18 protein-coding genes, 1 tRNA gene and 1 other RNA gene are annotated in these 23,414 nt (G+C 52.0%); 11 read left to right on the top strand and 9 right to left on the bottom strand.

The genetic code is table 11. The features are described from left to right. Nucleotides 1-520: 520 nt before the first annotated feature. The 6 genes from LOS15_RS05155 to LOS15_RS05130 all read right to left on the bottom strand — a co-directional run bounded on the left by LOS15_RS05155 (nt 521) and on the right by LOS15_RS05130 (nt 4,799). Nucleotides 521-958: a low molecular weight protein-tyrosine-phosphatase gene (locus LOS15_RS05155; protein ID WP_263068573.1), complete on the bottom strand. Its 438-nt coding sequence runs from the start codon at nt 956-958 to the stop codon at nt 521-523. 48 nt (nt 959-1,006) lie between these two features. Next, nucleotides 1,007-1,762: an ElyC/SanA/YdcF family protein gene (locus LOS15_RS05150; RefSeq protein ID WP_263068571.1), complete on the bottom strand. Its 756-nt coding sequence runs from the start codon at nt 1,760-1,762 to the stop codon at nt 1,007-1,009. Further along, the gene (locus tag LOS15_RS05145; protein ID WP_263069635.1) at nt 1,750-2,922 is read right to left on the bottom strand and encodes an O-antigen ligase family protein; all 1,173 of its coding nucleotides are present in this window, start codon (nt 2,920-2,922) and stop codon (nt 1,750-1,752) included. Before LOS15_RS05145 ends, LOS15_RS05150 begins: the two co-directional genes overlap by 13 nt. 631 nt (nt 2,923-3,553) lie before the next feature. Then, nucleotides 3,554-3,650: signal recognition particle sRNA small type (gene ffs / locus LOS15_RS05140), an RNA gene on the bottom strand. A gap of 47 nt (nt 3,651-3,697) precedes the next feature. Beyond that, nucleotides 3,698-3,771: transfer RNA gene (locus LOS15_RS05135), tRNA-Met, on the bottom strand. Nucleotides 3,772-3,863: 92 nt separating this feature from the next. Then, a complete protein-coding gene (locus LOS15_RS05130; protein ID WP_263068569.1) occupies nt 3,864-4,799 on the bottom strand; it encodes a choline ABC transporter substrate-binding protein in 936 nt (311 codons plus the stop codon). A gap of 234 nt (nt 4,800-5,033) precedes the next feature. On the opposite strand from LOS15_RS05130, the gene betI reads away from it, so the two are divergent. The 11 genes from betI to LOS15_RS05075 all read left to right on the top strand — a co-directional run bounded on the left by betI (nt 5,034) and on the right by LOS15_RS05075 (nt 19,833). Beyond that, nucleotides 5,034-5,642 (top strand): transcriptional regulator BetI, encoded by a 609-nt coding sequence (betI, locus tag LOS15_RS05125; protein WP_411537531.1) that lies wholly within the window; start codon nt 5,034-5,036, stop codon nt 5,640-5,642. Nucleotides 5,643-5,652: 10 nt separating this feature from the next. Further along, nucleotides 5,653-7,122 carry a betaine-aldehyde dehydrogenase gene (gene betB, locus LOS15_RS05120; protein ID WP_263068567.1) on the top strand — a complete coding sequence of 490 codons (1,470 nt, stop codon included), beginning with the start codon at nt 5,653-5,655 and terminating at the stop codon, nt 7,120-7,122. Nucleotides 7,123-7,132: 10 nt separating this feature from the next. Beyond that, nucleotides 7,133-8,806, top strand: a complete 1,674-nt coding sequence (betA, locus tag LOS15_RS05115) for a choline dehydrogenase (protein ID WP_263068566.1) — start codon at nt 7,133-7,135, stop codon at nt 8,804-8,806. A gap of 333 nt (nt 8,807-9,139) precedes the next feature. Next, complete coding sequence (locus tag LOS15_RS05110; RefSeq protein WP_263068565.1) at nt 9,140-11,626, top strand: acyl-CoA dehydrogenase; 2,487 nt, start codon at nt 9,140-9,142, stop codon at nt 11,624-11,626. Nucleotides 11,627-11,989: 363 nt separating this feature from the next. Next, entirely contained in the window at nt 11,990-13,087 is a 1,098-nt protein-coding gene (locus LOS15_RS05105) for an ABC transporter ATP-binding protein (RefSeq protein ID WP_263068563.1), read from the top strand. Further along, nucleotides 13,080-14,183, top strand: a complete 1,104-nt coding sequence (locus tag LOS15_RS05100; RefSeq protein WP_263068562.1) for an ABC transporter ATP-binding protein — start codon at nt 13,080-13,082, stop codon at nt 14,181-14,183. The genes LOS15_RS05105 and LOS15_RS05100 overlap by 8 nt, the downstream gene beginning before the upstream one ends. Continuing rightward, nucleotides 14,176-15,063, top strand: a complete 888-nt coding sequence (locus tag LOS15_RS05095; protein WP_263068561.1) for a carbohydrate ABC transporter permease — start codon at nt 14,176-14,178, stop codon at nt 15,061-15,063. The genes LOS15_RS05100 and LOS15_RS05095 overlap by 8 nt, the downstream gene beginning before the upstream one ends. Before the next feature lies 1 nt (nt 15,064). After that, the gene (locus LOS15_RS05090; RefSeq protein WP_263068560.1) at nt 15,065-15,958 is read left to right on the top strand and encodes a carbohydrate ABC transporter permease; all 894 of its coding nucleotides are present in this window, start codon (nt 15,065-15,067) and stop codon (nt 15,956-15,958) included. Between the two features lie 11 nt (nt 15,959-15,969). After that, entirely contained in the window at nt 15,970-16,242 is a 273-nt protein-coding gene (locus LOS15_RS05085) for a DUF2160 domain-containing protein (RefSeq protein WP_009095618.1), read from the top strand. Nucleotides 16,243-16,323: 81 nt separating this feature from the next. Further along, on the top strand, nt 16,324-18,063 hold the full coding sequence (locus LOS15_RS05080; RefSeq protein WP_263068559.1) for an ABC transporter substrate-binding protein: 1,740 nt from the start codon (nt 16,324-16,326) through the stop codon (nt 18,061-18,063). Between the two features lie 123 nt (nt 18,064-18,186). Further along, nucleotides 18,187-19,833, top strand: a complete 1,647-nt coding sequence (locus LOS15_RS05075; RefSeq protein WP_263068557.1) for a glycerol-3-phosphate dehydrogenase/oxidase — start codon at nt 18,187-18,189, stop codon at nt 19,831-19,833. 257 nt (nt 19,834-20,090) lie between these two features. On the opposite strand, the gene LOS15_RS05070 is transcribed toward LOS15_RS05075, so the two are convergent. The 3 genes from LOS15_RS05070 to LOS15_RS05060 all read right to left on the bottom strand — a co-directional run bounded on the left by LOS15_RS05070 (nt 20,091) and on the right by LOS15_RS05060 (nt 23,350). Beyond that, the gene (locus LOS15_RS05070; protein WP_009095610.1) at nt 20,091-20,315 is read right to left on the bottom strand and encodes a hypothetical protein; all 225 of its coding nucleotides are present in this window, start codon (nt 20,313-20,315) and stop codon (nt 20,091-20,093) included. A 626-nt stretch (nt 20,316-20,941) separates the two neighbouring features. Continuing rightward, the gene (glpK, locus tag LOS15_RS05065; protein WP_263068555.1) at nt 20,942-22,423 is read right to left on the bottom strand and encodes a glycerol kinase GlpK; all 1,482 of its coding nucleotides are present in this window, start codon (nt 22,421-22,423) and stop codon (nt 20,942-20,944) included. 168 nt (nt 22,424-22,591) lie between these two features. Continuing rightward, entirely contained in the window at nt 22,592-23,350 is a 759-nt protein-coding gene (locus tag LOS15_RS05060) for a DeoR/GlpR family transcriptional regulator (protein ID WP_263068554.1), read from the bottom strand. Between the last annotated feature and the right edge of the window lie 64 nt (nt 23,351-23,414).

Here is a 23,414-nt window from a genome sequence, read left to right as displayed (position 1 = left end):
CACCCTACTTTTAGAAAACTGATCTATTTTCAATCACGCGCTAGGCGTTATTTTCAAATAAAATCAAATAATTAAATCACATAAGAAAGTAACAACTACTGTTATTGCTTGTTAATACTTTCAAACCTAAAAGCTAATCAAATTCATCCAATTTACGGTCGTAAAAAAACGTTACAGAAAGGCACGAAAAAAATTCATCTAACAGCGGTGCACTTATTCGCCTTGTTAATAAAGGAGAAATTTCAGAGAGTGAATAAACAAAGGGAATGGCAAAACGGCGGGAGTTAAGCGGGGAAGCAATGCAATTAGCCGGAGTAGCGTATAAATCAGTAGCCAATGCCTAAGGAAACGTTCCAAGCATTAAATTCATGGATTAAACGCTTAAAAGACAGCAATTCAATGAGCAGCAATTGCCTTGTACTCAAGCCTGTAGCACACAATGAGGGGGCATTTTACTTAGGCTGGCGCGCAATAGAATGTTCAACGCCGAATGGACAGTAACGTTAGTTTTGACATAAACCTAGAGCTTTTCAGCCCATAAGTGAGACGCGTCCCGAAGCAGTGTATGAACATGTTCAAACACCTCCTTCGTCTTTCTATAAGGATCGGGTATATCACACCCTTTCCCACCATCTAGCCAGCGGCCAAGCAGCAGCGTTTTACCCAGCGCCTGTGGCGCTTGCTTTCCCACAGCGCGACGCTGGCCTTCGGTCATCACCAGAATAAGATCAGCTTTTTGAATCATCATTGCTGAAAGTTGCCGTGCTTGGTGATGTGTAACATCCAGGCCATCCGCTTCAGCCAGTTGCCGCGCTAGCGATGAGACGGGCTCACCCACTAAAGCACCCAGACCTGCTGAGCTGAGCTGGCACTTGGGTAGCTGCTGCCTCAGAAAGGCCTCGGCAACAGGACTGCGGCAAATATTCCCGGTGCAAACCACTAGAATTCGTTCGAACATGGTTGAATGATTCCTTAGCAAGTGAAAAAAGGTACCTTAATTTCATACTTAATGTTCCCAACGAATCGCTAGAAGCCCAAACGCTTCATAAATCGCTCGCTCCGTTTTACGCAGTTCACGAGCAGAAGGCACCCAATAAGCAAACCCCTTCATTTGTTTTACTAGATAGTGCGTAGGCGCCGCCACTGGCTTTAAGCCCACCAATTCGAAATGCTGCATGGCACGCGGCATGTGCGATGCTGATGTCACCAGTAACACATGGGCACCTTCACCAAGTATCGCCTCTACTTCGCTTGCTTCTTGTGCAGTATCGCTAGGAGAGACCAGTTTTATGATCTGCTCTGCGGGAACGCCCAATGACTCAGCGGCTTCGGCATAGCCATGGGCCATGGTCATCTCAGGGTCCGATCCGCCTCCTGAAACGAATAACGGCAAATCTGGGCGCTGATTCCATAACCTTAATCCTTCCATCAAACGAGATACCGAACTGTCGCTAAGACGCCCGGTGATCGACCACGGCTGCTCTGGCTGCCAGCCGCCACCTAACACAACCACGGCGTGTATCTGTTGATTTTCCGGCCATTCTATTAGTGCCGCATATTTCGACTCTAATGGCTTTAGGAGAGCGTCAGCGACCGGTGCCCATGCCATTAGTAGCAGTAAAGCCATTGCCGCTACCATCAGGTTATCGCCTAAACGGTAACGGCTCCATCGACGGAGTAATAGGCCAACGCCAAAGGTAATTCCCAATAAGGGGACAGGCATCAACACTATCGCCGTCAGCGTTTTAACTAAGCTATACACGGTGATGTATCCTGATGACACGCTGCCGGCACCTGAACCCAGAGAAACACCAACCAGCTGGCATATACAGCCACGCCTGCCGGATATGCAAAAAAAGAGTAACTCAAACCAAAGCTTATAAAACTTATTACCAGTAAAACGCCCGCCATGGCAAAAGACCTTTCGTTAGCGTTTTCGCTGCGCAGACCGGGGAGAAAGCGCCATAAAGGGACAAGATAAAGCCCTAACACCATCAGAAATCCCAGCGCACCTCGCCGAACCCAAGCGTCTAAAAGGTCATTATGTGCATGCCAGTAGTTGCCAAGCTCCGGACGCAATACGCCCTTTGTTTTTAATGTTTGCATAGCAGGTTCATAGCCTTGATGCCCATAACCCATTACGGGTTGCTCACGGATCAACCACAGCGCACCACGATACATTTCCAGGCGCGCCCCCACGGAACCAACTCCAACGCCCTCAATGTAGCGGTGCACCTCATTCATTGCTTTATCCATACGTTTTGCCACACCGCTTTGCGGGATGGCATACACCACTAATATCAAGGCAAAAACAGAGCACATTCCTAACCAGCGCCACCTCGCTCGCCAGCGGTGCGTATACCCGACGTAAAATATGCCAAGCACCAGCGGCACGACCAACCAGCCACCTCGTGTACCTGAAAATATCGACGCCAGTACACCTCCCACGGCGCCACCTAGTAACAGTATCATCCAATAAAAACGTGATGCGTGCTGTTGCCTGGCACACCCAAGTCCCGCCAAACAAAGCAGGCCGCATAACAACGCAAAATTACCGAAAAAAATAGAGTGCATTGGCGGATGCCCTGTCGCTCGGGTCAAGCCTATCCCCAGTTTTTGCCACGCAGCCCAGCTCCCTGCGCCGAGGCCACACAATGCTAAACCAATCCACCACGTCTGTGGCTTTGGCGTAACAGCACGCACCGCAAACAAAGCCAATGCCGCAAGCCAAGCAGTACCGGCCAAGGGCAACGCTTGTCTTAGGCTGTCATGCCATAGGCCGACGACGACTTCTACGACACCAACTCCGACTAACAAGCCCAGCAAAAGGCCATCGCCACGTTCGATAAAATGCTTGATATTAATGGAGCCTGGCTTTCGTTGCTTATTCCACACAAGGAATCCCCATACAATGGAGATCACCAGAGCCAACCAATATCCCAGAGGCACTAGCAGCGGTAATGTAGTAAGTGCTATCGCCTGCATATCTTGTTTGCCTTGTAACTGCTACAGGGATCGGAGTGATTCAAAAAGATTAGATGGCAAATCTCGTCACTTTATAGGCTATCCATGCTTTTTTAACTTTCTCCGCCCCAAGGATCATAACTGCTAACATTCAAAATTACGTTCAAAAAATAAGTTTCACAACGGTCTTCAGAATTTTATTTAATAATAAAAGCTTGAGTCCAAAGCAAGCTATTGATATTAAAAATCGGCCCATACGGTATGGAGTCTCACCCTTTAGACGCAATTAATAAGTCTTATAAACTTAATAAATAGTATAAGTAAGTTAATAACTTATGAAGTAAAAATAATTTGGTAACCAAGCACGCTCATCACACTACCACGGCGATGATTACGCCGCATGGCGGCAGCATATAGGAAATACAGAAGCACTAGTGAGGGTAGGAGTAAGGTGTCAGAAGTGGGGTAAAAAACGGGCAAAAGAGAAAACAGCGATTTACGGAGGGAAGAGCCAGCGTCATGCACTGTCGCTACGGGTTAGCCAGTTCATGAGGCAATTTACGCGGGGGTATAGAAAAAATGGAGGCGGCCCCAAAAGCCACATCCCGGCACACGCAGCCACCACTACCGTTGCTCCCTTCCGGGCCTGGCGGGGTTCGCAGTTTAGCGTTGCGGGAGGACCTAAGGGGCCACCATAGTGCATGCCTTAATGTGGCATACTTGCGCTGATCGGTGGCTACGCCCTGATTTGAACAGGGGACCCCATCATTATGAGTGATGTGCTCTAACCAGCTGAGCTACGTAGCCTTTCCGACATCAGCGGGTGCAGATTATGCCTATATCAGTGCCAAAAGGCAAGCCAAAACGGCCTGCCTTTTATTGGCGTTTAGCATACGGGCTTACAGCGCGGCCTGCACCGCAGGTAGTGCTTCGCCGCCGTCACGGGTCGTGACGCCCTCTAGCCACACCGCTAGCACCTCTGGATTTTCGTTGAGATATGTTCGCGCTGCTTCACGCGGATCTATCCCCTCATCCATGATGGCGCTCATCAGTTGGTTTTCCATCTCCAGCGTGAACGTCATGTTGTTCAGCAGTTCGCCCACGTTGGGACAAGACTCGACAAATCCTGCGCGGGTATTGGTATACACCGTTGCACCACCTAGGTTCGGACCAAAATAGTCGTCTGCATCCGACAGGTAGGCCATATCGAAATTAGTGTTCATAGGGTGCGGCTCCCAGCCCAAGAACACCATCCACTTTTCATTAGGCACCCGTGCGCGAAGCTCGGCAAGCATACCCGCCTCGCTGGAATCGACTACCTGCCAATCCCCCAATCCGTAAGCATCATCATCGATCATTTGCTCGATGAGTTCGTTACCGTCGTTACCCGCCTCAATGCCATGAATACGCTGCTCGAACTGCTCGGCGTGTTCGGCTAAATCGTTTACTGAGGTAACGCCGGCATCATACACATACTGGGGCACCGCCAGCGTGTATTTAGCCCCTTCAAGGTTTGCTACTAAGCGCTCCACTTCTCCGCTTTCAATATACGGATCGCTAATGGAGGCCATTGAGGGCATCCAGTTACCGAGGAAGACGTCAAAATCATTATTACGCATGCCTGCATAGGCAATCGGTACCGACACCGTATCCACGCGTGGCTCGTATCCCAACGCTTCTAACACTTCACTAGCCATCGCGGTGGTCGCGGTTATGTCTGTCCAACCCACTTCTGCAAAGCGAACGCTGCTGCACTCGTTTGCAGAAGCCACTGCTGGCAACCCGGCGGCGATTAGAAGGGCGGCAAGTCCTCGTGAGTAGTGTGGTTTTGTCATTATCAATCCCCTTTCTCGTTGGTCATCGAACTGTTTCGAATACGCACATTAAAGGTTTTTGCTTCAGTCAATTAGCTTTTAAACCCAGCAACTGAGCAGCATCCATTTTTATTGATTGAACGTTCAATAAAAAAATGTCATCATAACTAGGTAACCATGCCTACCCCTGCTTTTCAAGGTTCAGGGGCAATCGGCATTCAACGTCATTAGGAGATAGCTGTGCCTAAGGTGGGAATGGAACCAATACGCCGCCAGCAGTTAATTAAGGCCACAATGGCGGCCATTGATGAGGTTGGCCTTGCAGAGGCAACGGTGATGCGTATCGCCCGTCACGCAGGAGTCTCTGCGGGTATTATTAGCCATTACTTTGGCGGCAAGGATGGTTTGCTCGAAGCCACCATGCGGCAAATTTTGACGGATCTCAGCGATGCTGTCGCAGCTCGTCGTCATGCGTTGGAAGATGATTCCCCTCGCGCCCACATTGGCGCCATCATCGAGGGTAACTTCGACCGCACCCAGGTCACTGGACCCGCCGCTAAAACCTGGCTCGCCTTTTGGGCGAGCAGTATGCATAAGCCCGTGCTCCAACGTTTACAGTACGTGAATGACCGCCGCCTCTACGCCAACCTCTGTTACCAGTTCCGCAAAGTCATGACCCGGCGCGACGCCCGCAACGCTGCTCGCGGGTTAGCCGCGATGATCGATGGCCTCTGGCTACGCGGTGCGTTGACGCCAGAAGGGTTGGATGCCGAAGAAGCACGACACCTTGCGCACACCTATCTCGACCAGCTACTGACCCATTACGGATGCCTCGAAGATGCATCCACTGCCGAACTTTATTAAGGAGATCAGCATGGCCGCTCAAGACGTACAGCCCCTCTTCATCGATGGTCGCCCGGTTGATGCCACCTCCGGCGAAACATTTACCGTTACCAACCCGTATGATGGCAGCCTACTGGCCACCATTGGCCAGGCAAGCCAAGCCGATGTCGACAGCGCCGTTGAAGCCGCCCAACGTGGCCAGCGTGAGTGGGCCGCAATGACCGGCATGGAGCGTTCGCGCATTCTGCTGCGTGCCGTGGCGCTGTTGCGTGAGCGCAACGATGAACTTGCCGAACTGGAAACGCGCAATACCGGTAAGCCGATTAGCGAAACCGCCAGCGTCGATATCGTCACCGGCGCCGATGCGCTGGAATACTACGCAGGTCTTGCACCCGCCATTGAGGGTAGCCAGATTCCTTTGCGCGATAGCTCGTTCGTCTACACTCGCCGTGAGCCGCTGGGCGTGATTGGCGCGATTGGCGCGTGGAACTACCCGATTCAAATTGCCTGCTGGAAAGCCGCCCCGGCGCTGGCAGCGGGTAACGCCATTGTGTTCAAGCCCAGCGAAGTCACCCCGCTGACGGCGATCAAACTTGCCGAGATTTTCACCGAAGCAGGCCTACCCAACGGCGTTTTTAACGTGGTACAGGGGGATGGCCAAGTAGGCGCCATGCTGACCGAGCACGCAGGCATTGCCAAAGTCTCGTTTACCGGCGAAGTAGGCACTGGGAAGAAAGTCATGGCAGCGGCCGGTGGCTCCACGTTGAAAGACGTCACCATGGAGCTAGGCGGCAAGTCTCCGATGATCGTGTTTGCGGATGCCGATCTCGACCGCGCGGCCGATGCCGCCATGATGGCCAACTTCTACTCCAGCGGCCAAATCTGCACTAACGGCACCCGCGTGTTTGTTGAGCGCAGTGTCAAAGAGGCATTTGAAGCCAAGCTGGCTGAGCGCGTTGCGCGCATCAAAGCGGGCGACCCGATGGACCCCAGCATCAACTTCGGGCCGTTAGTGAGTTTTGAACACCAGGAAAAAGTGCTCTCTTACATCGCGCTCGGCAAAGAGCAAGGCGCACGGGTACTGGCCGGTGGCGAAGCGTGGAACAGCGGTGAATGGGCGAAAGGCGCTTGGGCAGCCCCCACCATCTTCACCGACTGCACCGATGAGATGCGCGTCGTCAAAGAAGAGATCTTTGGCCCGGTGATGTCCGTACTTACGTTTGATGACGAAGACGAAGTGATCCGCCGCGCCAACGACACCAAGTACGGCTTGGCTGCCGGCGTCTTCAGTGAGAGCCTGAACCGCGCTCACCGCGTGATTCACCAGCTGGAAGCGGGAATCTGCTGGGTCAACACCTGGGGCGAGTCGCCTTCTGAAATGCCGGTAGGCGGCTACAAAGAGTCGGGGATTGGCCGTGAAAACGGTGTTGAAACGCTAAATCACTACACTCAGACCAAGTCTGTACAGATCGAGATGGGTCCGTTTGAGTCGGTGTTTTAAAGGAGCCCCCATGTCTCAATCACGTGAATTTGACTACATTATTATCGGTGCTGGATCAGCAGGTAACGTGCTGGCTACGCGCCTAACCGAAGACAGCAACGTCAGCGTACTGCTGTTAGAAGCAGGCGGCCCAGATTACCGCTTTGACTTTCGTACCCAGATGCCCGCCGCCCTGGCCTACCCGCTGCAGGGTAAGCGCTACAACTGGGCGTTTGAAACGGACCCCGAACCGCACATGGACAACCGCCGCATGGAGTGTGGCCGGGGCAAAGGCCTCGGCGGCTCCTCGCTCATCAACGGCATGTGCTACATCCGCGGGAACGCGCTAGATTACGACAACTGGGCCAAACAGCCTGGCCTGGAGGAGTGGGACTACTTAAACTGCCTGCCCTACTTCAAAAAGTGCGAAACCCGCGATATCGGCCCGAACGATTACCACGGTGGTGATGGCCCAGTAAGCGTCACAACGCCCAAAGCGGGCAATAATCCGCTTTACCGCACCTTTATTGAAGCGGGCAAGCAAGCAGGCTATCCAGAAACCGACGACGTTAACGGCTACCAGCAAGAAGGTTTCGGCCCCATGGACCGTTTCGTGACGCCCAACGGTCGCCGCGCCTCTACCGCCCGGGGTTACCTGGATACCGCCAAACAACGCAGCAATCTCACTATCGAAACCCATGCCGTCACCGATGTGATCGAATTTGATGGTAAACGCGCGGTTGGCGTGCGCTACGAGCAAAAAGGCCAGCCCCAGCAAGCTCGCGCACGTCGCGAGGTGCTGCTGTGCGGTGGCGCGATTGCCTCACCGCAAATTCTCCAGCGCTCTGGCGTCGGTAACCCTGAGTGGCTGAAAGAGCTGGGTATTCCCGTGGTACACGAGCTACCCGGCGTGGGTGAAAACCTGCAAGACCATCTGGAAATGTATATTCAGTACGAGTGCAAAGAGCCTATTTCGCTCTACCCGGCGCTGAAGTGGTACAACCAGCCGAAAATCGGTGCTGAGTGGTTATTTAAGGGCACCGGCGTGGGCGCCAGCAACCAGTTTGAGTCCTGCGGCTTTATCCGCAGCCGTGACGAGGAGGAGTGGCCCAACCTGCAGTACCACTTTCTGCCCATTGCCATTAGCTATAACGGTAAGAGTGCAGTTCAAGCTCACGGGTTCCAGGCACACGTCGGTTCCATGCGTTCAGAAAGTCGTGGCCGTATTCGTCTGACGTCCAAAGACCCCCACGCTGCACCGAGCATTCTGTTCAACTACATGGCCAAAGAGAAAGACTGGGAAGAGTTCCGCGATGCGATTCGTTTGACCCGCGAGATCATCGCTCAACCGGCCTTCGATCAATACCGAGGTCGCGAGATTGCGCCGGGCCCTAACGTGCAAAGCGACGAAGAACTCGACAGCTTCGTTAAACAGCACGCCGAAACCGCCTACCACCCCTGTGGCAGCTGCCGCATGGGTGAAGGTGAAATGGCTGTCACCGATGCCCAAGGCCGCGTGCATGGCCTCGAAGGGCTTCGCGTCGTGGATGCGTCGCTGTTCCCAGTGATTCCCACCGGCAACTTGAACGCCCCCACCATCATGCTGGCGGAAAAAATCGCCGACCGCATTCGTGGCCGCGAGCCGCTGCCACGAGCTAACGCTGAGTACTACGTCGCTAACGGAGCACCCGCAAAACAGTACTGAACTTTACTTTGAAAGAATGACTCAAAACGCCATAGCACATCGCTGTGGCGTTTTTTTATGCGTATACATCGCACCTAGTACATCGCACAGAGAACATCCCCGTCCCCCATACGCTACAGTAGTGGTTAAACGCAGCGTTAAAACGAGCGGCTGAGAACAGCCGCTACAGTAGCCCAGGAAGTTGTAGCAGCACTCTCAGAGCGATGGGTTTATGGCTGCGGCAAACACGCGAAAGGCTTGCACTGAACAGCGAGAGTCTGCCAGAATTCAAACATCTGTTTAAATGCACTATCAATTAACAAAACGCAAATTAACAACCCACGGAGAGGTTATATGCTAACCCTACTGCTTATTGTGCTTGCCGTTGTCGGCTTGCTCATCGTGATGCGTCGGGAAGCGGGCGCGACGCCAGCGCTCGCTGTCCTTGGCGTTCTCGGTCTTATCGGCGTGTTATTCGACGCGCCGGTTACTGGTACCATACTACTGATTGGCGCCGCCGTAGTGGCGGCTGCGGGTCTGCCTGCGCTGCGTAGCAAGTGGCTCACACCGCGCCTTTTCGCTATCTTCAAAAAGGTTGCACCCAAAGTATCTGCCACAGAACGCACCGCGCTGGAAGCGGGTAGCGTCTCCTGGGACGGCGAGCTTTTTTCGGGTAAGCCGCAGTGGAACAAGCTGCTCGACTTTAAAGATGAGGGTCTGCGCGAAGACGAACAGGCGTTTATCGACAATCAGTGTGCAAAAGCCGCTGGCATGTGTAACGCCTGGGATATCGCTAAAGAGCGCGCCGACCTTCCCCAAGAGCTTTGGGACTTTCTGAAGAAAGAGGGCTTCTTCGGTATGATTATTCCGAAGGAGTACGGCGGTTTAGGTTTTTCCGCTAAAGCCCAGTCCACAGTGCTACAGAAGCTTTCCGCCAATGAAACTCTGATGGTGACCGTAGGCGTACCCAACTCGCTCGGCCCAGGTGAACTGTTGCTGAAGTACGGCACCCAAGAGCAGAAAGATCACTACCTGCCCCGCCTGGCCGATGGCCGCGAAATTCCCTGCTTTGGTTTAACAGGCCCACGTGCTGGCTCTGATGCCACCTCACTACCGGATACCGGTGTGGTCTGCAAACAGGTCATCAACGGCGAAGAAGTCGTCGGCGTTCGCCTCAACTTTGAGAAGCGCTGGATCACCCTAGCGCCTATCGCTACCGTAGTAGGCTTAGCGTTCCGTCTTTTCGACCCCGAAAACCTGCTGGGTGAAGAAGAAGATCGCGGCATTACCCTAGCGCTGATTCCCCGTGATACCGACGGCATGGACATTGGTCGGCGCCACCACCCTATCGGCAGCCCGTTCATGAACGGCCCGATCAAAGGAAAAGACGTCTTTGTACCGCTGGACACCATTATCGGCGGCCCGGATATGATTGGACAAGGCTGGCGGATGCTGGTGGAGTGCCTCTCCATTGGCCGCTGCATCACCCTGCCTTCCGGCGCAACCGGGACTGCGCGTTACGCACTTGGCTGGAGCGGTGGTTTCACTCGCGTTCGCCGTCAGTTCAACGTGCCGGTGGCCGAGATGGAAGGCGTGCAAGAGCCATTAGCACGCATGGCCTCCTTGGCTTATATCTCTGCGGCGACGGTTTACCAAACCGCTAACCTGATTGATCATGGCGAAAAACCCGCCGTGCCGTCAGCGATTTTGAAAAGTCAGCTCACTGAATTCCAGCGCGTGCTGCTAAGTGATGCGATGGACGTTCACGGTGGTAAAGCGGTTACCCTTGGCCCGCGCAACTATCTAGGCATTGGCTACAGCGCGAATCCGGTGGCGATTACCGTAGAAGGCGCGAACATCATGACCCGCAACCTGATGATCTTTGGTCAGGGCGCTATTCGCTGCCACCCTTACGTCCTTGACGAGCTAGCGGCGAAAGATGCCAACGACATTAAGGCGTTTGATAAAGCCTTCTTTGGCCACGCGGGCCTGATTTTTGGTAATGCGGCACGCGCCTTTACCTTAGGGCTTGGTCTGGGCAAAGCCAGTGTGCCTTTCGATGGCCCTGCTGCTATCTATGCAAAAGATATTGCCCGCCTCTCTGCTGCGTTTGGCTTATGCGCCGATGCCGCTATGGCAAGCCTCGGTTCTGAGCTGAAAAAGCGCGAAATGCTCTCTGCTCGCCTCGGTGACGTACTCTCTAACCTTTACCTAGCCTCCATGGTGCTCAAGCAGTGGCAAGCAGGCGATAAGGTCGAAGGTGAAGAAGCACTTCTGCATTACAGCTGCCGTTTCTTGCTACATCGTGCTGAGCAGGCCTTTGTCGAAATCTTCGACAACCTGCCAAATCGCGCGCTAGGTAAAGTGCTTAACGCTGTCACAATGCCCACAGGCCGCCGTTGGGATAAACCCAGTGACGACCTAGCACGGGATATTGCCCAGCGCGTCTCTAGCCATAGTGCCCTGCGCACCAAACTACTTACCAACACGTGGGATCAGGATGATGGTGCAGAGCGCAACCCACTAGCCCGTTACAATGCCCTACTGGCTGAGTACGAGCGCGCAGAGAAAATCTACCGTACGGTAAACAAGGCTTACGCGAAAGGCGAGCTGCCGCAGACGGCACTTCACCCAGAAGCAAGGGTGGAAGCAGCTCTAGAGAAAAGCCTGATCAGCGAAGAAGATGCCCAGTTTATGCGCACTTTTGAAGCTGAAGTGCTTGAAATGCTGACCGTAGACGACTTCGCTTACGATGCATTTGCAACGGACAAATCAACCCTGATTAACCATAACGCAGCCCCAGCCACGACGCCGACAAGCGAGGAGATGAGCGTTAAATAGCTCGTTCGCCTGCCCTCTAACCGGCCCTCTTTTAGGGCCGGTTTTTTTGTGCCCTGCATTTCTCGACACTTTCTAAAGCGAAAACTTCCCGCCTATCCCCTTCGCCAAACGCTCGCGGGCAATCACGCTCTTATCTTTTCTGCCATTGGCATGGCATTAGACATAAGTTAAAAAGCCCAAATAAGCACATAAAATGCGTTGCAAGTTCGAAAATGATCAACTAGCCTTTCGTTATTGAAAATTCATGTGCGGAAACTGAGTAACTCAGCGCAGATTCTACCGCCACAGCCACCATCACGCTCATCAAGCAATAACGATTTTCAGTAGCATTTTTCCAATAACAATGACGCTAGCGAGATCGGCATGTCCTTATATCTACAGCATATTGACCACGTCGTTGGCGGGGTTCCTCATATTAGTAGTGTAGAACTTGAGCTAGAGCCAGGTTCGTTTAATGTGCTACTCGGGAGAACATTAGCAGGCAAAACCACGCTAATGCGCCTAATGGCAGGTTTGGAGCAGCCCTCTAAGGGCAAAATCTTCATGGACGGTAAAGACGTGACGGGCGTTTCCGTTCGAAAACGCAACGTCTCCATGGTTTATCAGCAATTCATCAACTATCCCAGTCTCACTGTGCGCGACAATATTGCTTCGCCCCTAAAGCTTGCCAACACCCCTGAAAAAGAGATTGAGCATCGCGTCGGTAAGATTGCTGAAATGCTTCGCATAGAGCACCTGCTGGATAGGTACCCACAGGAATTATCAGGCGGGCAACAACAACGCACTGCAATGGGCCGCGCCCTGGTAAAAGAAGCTGATCTCATTTTATTCGATGAACCGCTTGTTAACCTTGACTACAAGCTTAGAGAAGAGCTTCGTGATGAGCTGCGTGAGCTGTTTCAAGAGCGCAACTGCATTGCGGTTTATGCCACCACGGAGCCTAACGAAGCGCTAGCATTGGGTGGCAATACCGCAGTACTGCATGAGGGTAAGCTTCTCCAGTACGGCCCTACTGACCAGGTTTACCGCCAACCCAATAGCCGTTATAGCGCCGAAATGTTCTCAGAGCCGCCTATTAATATTGTACCGGGAACCCTCAGCACTGCGGCTATCTCCTTTGACCCCTCTTTAAGCTTTCCCTGCGACGATGACTTACAAAGCCTATCGAAAGGCACCTATGATTTTGGGATACGCGCCTCGCATATCACCCTTTCGCCCACATCACCTAGCGATATAGAACTGCCGGTGAATGTTGACGTCGCCGAAATCAGCGGATCTGAAACCTTTTTACATGTTAGCCATAAGCGGTTTCCACTCGTGCTTCATTTAGCTGGCATTCACGAATTTCACGTCAACGCGCCTATCAAGGTTTACTTCTCCAGTCGTCAGCTTTACGCCTTCGATAAGCAGGGCAGCACTGTGCACGTGCCCGCAGGCCAAGGAGGCACCGTCAATGGCTGAAATTACGCTTAAAGGACTTGCCCATAGTTACAGTAAAACCCCGACGGAAAGCGACGATTATGCGATCCGCCAAATGGACCACGTCTGGCATCAAGGCGGTGCTTATGCATTGCTTGGCCCCTCCGGCTGCGGTAAGTCGACGCTACTCAATATTATCTCTGGCCTGTTAGAACCCTCAGAAGGTGATGTGTTATTCGATGGGCAGCGGGTTAACGAACTTCCTCCTGAAGAGCGCAACATTGCTCAGGTATTTCAGTTCCCTGTCATCTACGACACTATGACGGTGTATGACAATTTGGCTTTCCCGCTTCGCAACATGAATACCCCTGAATATCGGCTAGATCCCAAAGTACGTGAAGTGGCCGATATTCTAGACCTTACGCCGCTGCTCTCGCGGAAAGCTAAAAATCTCACTGCCGATGAAAAGCAAAAAGTCTCCATGGGCCGCGGGCTGGTGCGCGACGACGTCTCCGCCATCCTGTTTGACGAACCGCTAACGGTGATCGACCCGCAACTCAAGTGGAAGCTGCGCCGTAAGCTCAAAGAGATTCATGAGCGCTTTAACATCACCATGATCTATGTCACCCACGACCAGCTTGAGGCGTCCACCTTCGCCGATAAAATCGCGGTGATGTATGACGGCCAGGTGGTGCAATTCGGTACGCCACGGGAACTCTTCGAAAAACCGGCACATACCTTCGTAGGCTACTTTATTGGTAGCCCAGGTATGAATTTTATGAGTGTCACCCACCAAGCGGGAAAGGTGATGTTTGGCGAGCGGCCATTACCCGTCAGCCAAGCCATGTATCGTAGCGTCGCGGCTGCTAGCTCCAGCAATATCAAGCTCGGAATTCGCCCGGAGTTTATTACGGTCAGCAACTCCCCAGAGGCTGCTGGCAGCGTACCCATCGAAGTCGTCAACCTACAGGATCTGGGCACCTACTCGCTGTTGAGCTTCACCCTGAACGATCAACTCTTCAAGGCACGGCTACCTGAAGGACACGCTCCGGTAGGTGACGCTGCCTATGCAGTGTTTTCTAATCAACACATCGCTCTCTATATCGACGAATATCTAGTGGAGATCGGCCATGAATAACAAAGTGCAAAATAACCGTGCATGGCTTTTGGTTCTTCCCATGCTGGTTCTCGTCGCATTCTCCGCCCTTATTCCGCTAATGACGGTCGTCAACTACTCGGTGCAAGACGTACTAGGCCCCAATGCACGCTTCTTTACCGGCACGGAGTGGTTTGAAAGCATCTTAAACGACTCAGCGCTTCGTGCGGCCTTCGTTCGTCAAATCCTTTTTTCGCTGACTATCTTGGCCATTCAGGTGCCCTTGGGTATCGGCATTGCACTCATTATGCCCAAGCGCGGCTGGCAGGCATCAGCAGTATTGATCTTAATCACTCTGCCGCTGCTAATTCCCTGGAACGTTGTGGGCAGCATTTGGCAAATTTTCACACGGGGCGACATTGGCCTAATGGGATGGGGCCTGCGGGAGATTGGCATCAATTACAACATTACCCGCAATGCTGGTGATGCTTGGGCCACGATTATCTTGATGGATGTTTGGCACTGGACGCCGCTAGTCGCCATGCTTTGCTATAGCGGCCTGCGTTCAATCCCTGAAGCTTACTATCAGGCCGCACGCATCGACCGCGCGTCAAAATGGGCGGTATTCCGTTACATCCAGCTTCCCAAGCTTACCAATGTGCTGGTCATTGCGGTGCTGTTACGTTTTATGCACTCGTTCATGATTTACGCCGAGCCCTTCGTGCTTACCGGCGGCGGCCCAGGTAGTTCAACCACTTTCTTGAGCCAATCGCTGGCCACAATGGCCATCGGTCAACAAGACTTAGGCCCTTCTGCGGCATTCTCGATTATCTATTTCTTGGTCATTTTGCTGGTGAGTTGGGTGTTCTACACCACCATCATGCACATGCAAAAAGATAAGAACCCGCACGGGGGAGCATGATATGTACCATCTCGAAAACTCTCAGCAAGGTGAAAAGTACAACACCATTTTCAGCAAGACGACCCCTGCTCAGCGCCGTCGTCGGAATGCGCGCAGCCGATGGCGTTCTCGGGCGCTATTAGGCCTGTATCTGTTCCTGATGATCCTGCCAATTTATTGGCTGATTAATATGTCGCTGCAGACCAACAGCGAGATTCTGGGCTCCATGACGCTGTGGCCCCAAAACCTAACGTTTGATAACTATATCGGTATTTTCACCAACTCAAGCTGGTACATGGGCTACGTCAATTCGATGCTGTACGTCGCCATGAACATGTTCATCACTATCTGTGTCGCACTCCCGGCGGCTTATGCATTTAGTCGTTACCGTTTTATCGGCGATAAGCATCTATTTTTCTGGCTACTCACTAACCTGATGGCGCCACCTGCGGTGTTTCTCCTGCCCTACTTCCAGCTCTACTACTCGGTGGGCCTGTTTGATACCCACATTGCCGTAGCGCTGGCCCACTGCCTGTTTAATATCCCGCTGGCTATTTGGATTTTAGAGGGCTTTATGAGCAGCGTGCCGAAAGAGATCGACGAAACGGCTTACATAGACGGTTACAGCTTTCCGCGCTTCTTTATCAAAATTTTTATTCCCATGATCCGCTCTGGCATCGGCGTCACGCTGTTCTTCCTGTTTATGTTCTCTTGGGTAGAGCTACTGCTGGCGAGAACGCTGACTGCCACTAGCGCTCAGCCGATTGGCATGATTATGACCCGCACTTCCACCGCATCAGGCATTGACTGGGGAACGCTGGCAGCCGCTGGAGTGCTCACCATCGTGCCGGGTATTTTGGTGGTCTATTTCGTTCGTAACCATATCGCCAAGGGCTTTGCCCTGGGCCGCACCTAAGGAGCACCGCTATGACTTGGATGGTATGGACAACTCCAACAGCTCTGTTCTTTTCATCAATTGCCGCCATGCTAGCCGGCATGACGCTATGGGAAATTTTATCGCCCACGATTGAGCGAAAAGGGTTTTTACCCATTAGCACTACCCGTGGTGACCGGCTATTTATCGGCTTGCTATCGGCTGCCTTCATTCACCTAGGCGTTATCGGTTTTACAACGCTCTCTATCTGGATTGCACTAGCGCTATCAGCGGTATGGCTGCTGGTGTTAATGCGCTGGGGCTAATGCAACGAAATGCCCCCAGCGTTACGGAAGTATCAAGGATGGTCTCAACACCAAGGAAGAACACAACAAAACGAGGTCCACATGCGTAACATACCTTTCCAACTCACCACCCTCGCCGCTAGCTTTATGCTCGCATCGGGGACGCTGTTAGCCGACGACCACGATGCACGGGCAATTGCTGAGCGCTTGGTAGACGAGCACTTCCAAAATTCTACGCTAAGTCGTGAAGAGCAAATCGAAGAGCTTCTCTGGTTTGCCCAAGCGGCCGAACCCTTCCGTGGTATGGACATTCAAACGGTAGCCGAAGGCTTAACCACCCACGTCTATGAAAGTGAAGTCTTGGCGGAAGCTTTTAGCGAGCTAACCGGCATTAGCCTCACGCATAACATCATCGGCGAGGGTGACTTAGTCGATACGATGCAGAACCAGATGCAGTCTGGTAACAGCATCTACGATGGCTATATCAACGACTCTGATTCTATCGGCACCCATATTCGCTATGGCACCACCATCAACTTGTCCGAAGCAATGCAAAATGAGTGGGCTGATCTTACGCTCCCCACACTAGATTTGGATGATTTTATCGGCCTGCAATACACCACGGGGCCTGATGGAAGTATCTATCAGCTACCTGCTCAGCAGTTCGCCAACCTCTACTGGTTCCGCTATGACTGGTTCCAGCGTGAAGACCTGCAAGAGCAGTTTCGGGAGATTTACGGTTATGACCTAGGCGTACCCACCAACTGGACTGCCTACGAAGATATTGCCGAATTCTTTACGGAACATGTGGGCGAGATTGATGGTACTCGCGTTTACGGCCATATGGATTACGGTCGGCGCGACCCGTCGCTGGGCTGGCGCTTCCATGACTCCTGGCTCTCCATGGCAGGTATGGGCAGTCCTGGCGTACCTTTCGGTAACCCAGTCGATGATTGGGGCATCCGGGTTAATGAAGAGAGCCAGCCGGTGGGCGCAAGCGTTAGCCGTGGTGGTGCTACGAACTCACCCGCGTCGGTTTTCGCGATGCAGAAAGCCGTGGATTGGCTTCGTGACTTTGCGCCACCAGAAGCGCAAGGCATGACCTTTGGTGAAGCGGGCCCGGTTCCGGCACAGGGTCATATCGCTCAGCAGATCTTTTGGTACACAGCCTTCACTGCAGATATGACCGACCCATCGGTTGCCGTCACCGACGATGAAGGTAACCCGCTGTGGCGCATGGCCCCTTCCCCCACCGGCCCCTACTGGGAAGAAGGTATGAAAGTGGGCTACCAGGACGTAGGGTCTTGGACCTTCTTTGACTCAACCCCCGAAGACCGTCGCAGCGCCGCTTGGCTGTTTGCCCAGTTCACCGTGGCGAAAACAACGTCGCTGGAAAAACTGATGGTTGGCCTAACGCCAATTCGCGAGTCTGACATTTTCTCCGAGCAGATGACCGAAATGGCCCCCAAACTGGGGGGATTGGTGGAGTTTTACCGCAGCCCGAACGAATCCAACTGGACGCCTACTGGCACCAACGTACCAGACTACCCACGTATGGCACCGCTGTGGTGGCAAAACCTGGCACCGGTCATGAGTGGCGAGGTCACACCTCAGGAAGGCTTGGATAAGCTAGCAGCTGACATGGATAACACCATGCACCGCTTGGCCCGTGCCAACGTCTTCGACAGCTACGCGCCAGTGCTAAATGAAGAACGCGACCCTCAATACTGGCTTGACCAGGAGGGTTCTCCGAAAGCCAAGCTCGACAATGAGATGCCTCAGGGCACCACCGTTCCTTATGATGAAATGATGGAAGCGTGGATGGAAGCAGGTACACGTTAATCCTTACCAGGCGGGCTTCGGCCCGCCTCTTCCAGCGTTTCATCAGTGGCAAGCAGGCGTTTTCGCCTATTCACATATTGAGACCGTCAACCCAGGGCTTTTTCTTTGTTAACTGGAACCGCTATGAAACTGCGTAACCGCAATATCGAGAAATTGCACACTGAAGAATTCGACGCGCTAATTATCGGCGGTGGCATCAACGGTGCTGCCACTGCTGCTGCTCTAGCAGGCAAAGGCGCTAAAGTTGCCCTTATTGATCGTGGTGATTTTGCAGGCAGTACCAGCATGCACTCCTCAAACTTAGTTTGGGGAGGAATCAAGTACATGGAAAGCAAAGATTTTGCACTGGTGCGCAAGCTATGCAAGAGCAGAAACCATCTGATTAAAAGCTACCCTTCGACCGTGCAGGAGATACGTTTTCTTACCACCATTACTAAAGGTTTTCGTCACTCTCCACGCTACTTGTGGGCGGGAACGTGGCTTTACTGGCTAATGGGCAATGGGTTTACAAAGTTACCGCGCTTACTGTCGCCGAATAAAATCAAACAGGAAGAGCCCATCATTAATGTTGAAGGTTCAGTTGGCGGATTCGAGTACTCAGACGCTTACCTCCACGACAATGATGCCCGCTTTGTGTTTAATTTTGTTCGTCATGCTCTTGATTATGGTGCAGCAGCCGCAAACTATGTGGAGTCACTGGGTGCTGAACGTGAAGGCGATTGGTGGCTGACTAAAGCGCGTAATGTGATGGACGGCAGCACTTTTACCATCCGCGCCAAAGTGCTGATTAACGCTGCCGGCCCGTGGGTGGACCAGCACAATGCATTAACCGGTCAAAAAACAACCCACCAGCACATGTACTCCAAAGGTATTCACTTAATTGTTCCGCAATTAACCCGTATCAAGCGCGTTTTGGCATTTTTCGCCAGTGATGGGCGGTTATTCTTTGTCATCCCCATGGGTAACCGAACCTGTATTGGCACCACTGACACTCACATGGAGCATCCAGAAGTCGATGTAACCGCAGACGACATTGCTTTTGTGCTTGAAAACATCAATACGCGCTTGACCCTCAAAAACCCCCTTACGCCCGATGATATTATTTCTACCCGGTGCGGGGTACGTCCGCTGGCCATTAAAGCTGACCAGGGTAATGATCGTGATTTTTTACAGCTCTCTCGTAAGCATGTTATCGATACCAACACCGATAGCGCGCATATCAGTATTTTTGGCGGCAAGCTTACCGACTGCCTCAACGTCGGCGATGAGATTGCCGACGACGTAGCAAGGCTAGGCGTTACGCTCAGCGACCCGAACTTCCAGTGGTACGGCGAGCCCCCCCTCCCCGTCAAGCAACAGTTTATGGATCAAGCGGCGCGCATGAACCTAGATGCCATGACCGCTGACAGCTCCTCTGAGCCACTCTCTTCTCGTTTGTGGCGGCGCTATGCTGAAAAGGCAATGGGAATGCTGGAGGAGATCCGTCAAGACCCCTCTGAAGCCGATATTCTTATCGAAGGTACGGAGTACATTCGCTGTGAGCTAGCGCATGCGAGGGATCACGAAATGATTACCCAGCTAGAGGACTTCTTACGTCGGAGAGCAAAAGTCTCTTTGGTCGTTCAGCACGAACAGCTACGCCAATCAAAAGGGCTGAAAGAAGCTTGCAAAGTACTGTTTGGCGAAGAGGCGGAAGAGCGTTTTAACGCGTATTTTGAACAGAATAGAGATACATCTCGACCGCCTAAGTCAGCTATCGAGGATTGCTAACTTTGTGTGAAAACGGATCAAGATAAGGCTGAAGACAATAAAGAAAGAATAGAAAAAAGAGTTATCGAAAAACCCTAGGCGCAAAGTTATTTTTAATGCCCCATGGGCAGTCGTTATCACTAACCAGCGCTTTCATAAATTAAATTAATTGGATAAACAATTAGCGTTTATTTACTTTGCTTTCTAAAAAATGCCCCCTCAAACGTGAGGGGGCAATAATCATTGCAAGATAATAGTGGTGCACGCTAATGAAAGCACTACTCTTCGTTTTCTACGAGCAGTTGAGAGTCGCCCGCTAATACCTCATCCCACGCCTCTTCTAAGGTGTAACCTAGACGGCTATCGATGGTATCAATAACTTCAACGGCGTGTTGGAGCGACTCGCGATTGCCCTTCAGAGCGAGAACCAGCTTAGCTAAGTCCTGCTTGCTGAATGTACTAGCGATACGGTCGGCTTGTTGGCTCAATTCGGTGCAGTTCATGGTCAATCCCTCATGGTATGGTCAGCCGCTGCTTGTAGGTAGTAAAGCTCGTTTACTGAAAGAACAAAGCAGCCATCTTAATTAACGACGATTGGTGACGTTGCTACTCATGCTGAGCCGGGTAAGTGCTCAGTTCGGTAACTGCGATACGGTCACAAGCTTTGCAAGACCTTCGCCTTTGGCACCTGGGTACAACGTAGTGCCTCGGTTGTAGCAAGGGATCAGTTGAGTCATACCGGGATAACGATACCCCTCCCTGATCCATGACTTCACTATGGTTCACGCAAGCGATGCTCACAATGCGTCATTGGCAGCAGGAGAAGTTGTAGCTTGACTACATCATGGCGATGAAAGGAGTTTTGTTGATTGATACTTTCAAGAACGTTGCTAAGCAACTGTTTTAAAACAAATAGGCCATTTTTATAAGCGGTGACATTCGCCTTTAAATGCCTATTAAAATGTTAATTGCTTAAAATAATGTTTGTCGACAATTTAAAATCGAGTGAATTCTACACCTAGCAGCTGATTTCACCATACGACCAAGGGTGATAACGCACAAAACAGTGATAATAAAAAACGCCGCTCATCAGAAAAGCGGCGTTATCTAAGCGCTGGGGATGTGCGCTCTAAAACGATCGCACACGTGATACCGCATCCTGCCACCCTTGATAAAGGTGCTCGCGCGTATTCTCATCCATCATGGGCGTAAAACTTTTTTCGCAACGCCACAGCTGCTCTATCTCTTCTAAAGAGTCATACCACCCTAAGCGCAGTCCAGCCAAATAAGCAGCGCCTAGCGCGGTAGTTTCAAGGATAGTGGGTCTGTCCACTTGGACATTGAGCATGTCAGCTAAAAACTGCATCACCCAGCTATTTTTAACCATACCACCGTCAACACGAAGGTTTTTCGGTGCCGCTTCCATATCATCATTCATGCAGTGCTGTAGGTCACGGGTTTGATAGCAGACAGCCTGGAGACCGGCAGCGACAATCTCAGCGATGCCGGTGTCTCGGGTAAGTCCAAATATTGCCCCTCGGGCTTTTGGGTCCCAGTGGGGAGCGCCTAGCCCTGTAAAAGCAGGCACTAGGTATACGCTGTGTCCACTTCGGGTTTCCCGCGCCAGTGCTTCTGTTTCCGAGGCATCTGCAAAAAGATTTAAGCCGTCACGCAGCCACTGTACCGTAGCGCCTGCGACAAAAATGCTGCCTTCCATGGCGTAAGTCGGCTTGCCGTTTATCCGATACCCGATAGTGGTCAGCAAGCGATTGCGAGAAAGAGAAGCGGTTTTCCCAGTATTTACAATCATGAAGCACCCGGTACCGTAGGTGCTCTTCCCCATCCCCGGTTGAAAACAGGCCTGGCCAACCAAGGCGGCTTGTTGATCACCGGCAACGCCAGCAATCGGCAGCGCTTCGCCTAACCAAGTGGCCTCTAGGTTGCCAAAGTCGTCGCTTGAATCTTTCACTTCCGGCAGCATATTGGCGGGAACGTTATACAGTTTTAACAGCGACTCATCCCACTGCTGGGTATGGATGTTAAACAGCGCTGTCCGCGAAGCATTAGTGGCATCGGTTACGTGTTTTCCTCCGGTTAGCCGCCATATAAGAAAGCTGTCTACCGTGCCAAACGCCAATTCACCTCGCTCAGCCCGCTCGCGAGCGCCCTCTACATTATCCAGAATCCAGGCAAGCTTAGTGGCTGAGAAATAGGGGTCAATTAGCAGGCCCGTCTTTGCTTGTACTTCCTCAGTGTGGCCTTGGTCGCGCAGCGCCTGACACAGCTCAGAAGTACGTCGGTCTTGCCATACAATAGCGTTGTAGAGGGGTTTTCCTGTTTTACGATCCCAAACAATCGTCGTTTCACGTTGGTTGGTAATACCAACGCCATCAACTTGCGAAGCGCTAATATCTGCCTTAATTAGCACCTCTTTACAGGTAGCAAGGACGGTTTCCCAGATGTCTTCCGGATTATGTTCGATCCAGCCATCTTCAGGAAAATGTTGAGGGAACTCTTGCTGGGCGACAGCGGTAATTTGCCCCTGGCGATCAAACAGGATAGCGCGAGAGCTGGTAGTACCTTGGTCGATGGCGAGAATAAAAGAGGTCATATAACATTCGCTTTGTTGTAGGTTTCTTTCGAATTTATGTTTTTACTTTCGCTTTATTATCATTCAAGGCTACCCTAGCTTCCTAAAAGGTCAAGTGTGAACTTTTCACACAGCCAGAAGGCTGGCATAGCACATATGCAATATGTCGCACTATGGCAATATGTAGTGCTATGCAATATGTAGCGCTACGTCGTGCTGCTTAAGCAGCTGCAAAATTGCCTCGGGTGGGGAACGGTCGGTAAACAGCGCATCTAACTGAGAAATTTTCCCCTGGCGAACCACGGGGTTGCGGTGAAACTTGGAGTAGTCGGCCGCTAAATAAACGCGCCTTGAATTCGCGATAATGGCTTGGGCAACACGCACCTCTTGGTAGTCAAACTCCAGCAACGAGCCATCTTCATCAATACCACTGATGCCGATAATGCCGTAATCCACCTTGAACTGGTTAATGAAGTCGATCGTCGCCTCACCAATAATCCCACCATCCCGCGAGCGTACCTGGCCCCCCGCAATAATCACCGTGAAATCTTCTTTATGTTGCAGAATCGCCGCCACGTTGAGGTTATTGGTAATAATTTCTAACCCTTGATGCTCCAACAACGCCTGTGCAATCACCTCATTGCTAGTACCGATATTGATAAACAGCGAGGCGTGGTTAGGAATATGCTCTGCCAAACAGTGAGCGATGCGCTCTTTCTCCTCCAAATGCAGCGTTTTACGCGTGCTATAAGCCGTATTAACAGTGCTTGATTCAATCCCCACCCCGCCATGCACCCGCCGCACTCGGCCGTCGTCGGCAAGGGTATTCAAATCACGTCGGATGGTTTGCGGGGTAACTGAAAAGTGATCAGTGAGCTGTTCAATACTCATATAGCCGTGCTGTCGAACGAGCTCGACAATGGCGTCTTGGCGAAACTGTTGGTTCATAAGCCCGGCCTGTTCGTTATTTGTTTATCTTTAGCTTATTAGATTAGCAAAATTTTCGAAACTT

It is taken from the genome of Halomonas sp. 7T (assembly GCF_025643255.1).
Classification (GTDB): Bacteria; Pseudomonadota; Gammaproteobacteria; order Pseudomonadales; family Halomonadaceae; genus Vreelandella.
Note: the sequence above shows the minus strand (reverse complement) of the source record. Positions and strands in the feature narration are given on the sequence as shown.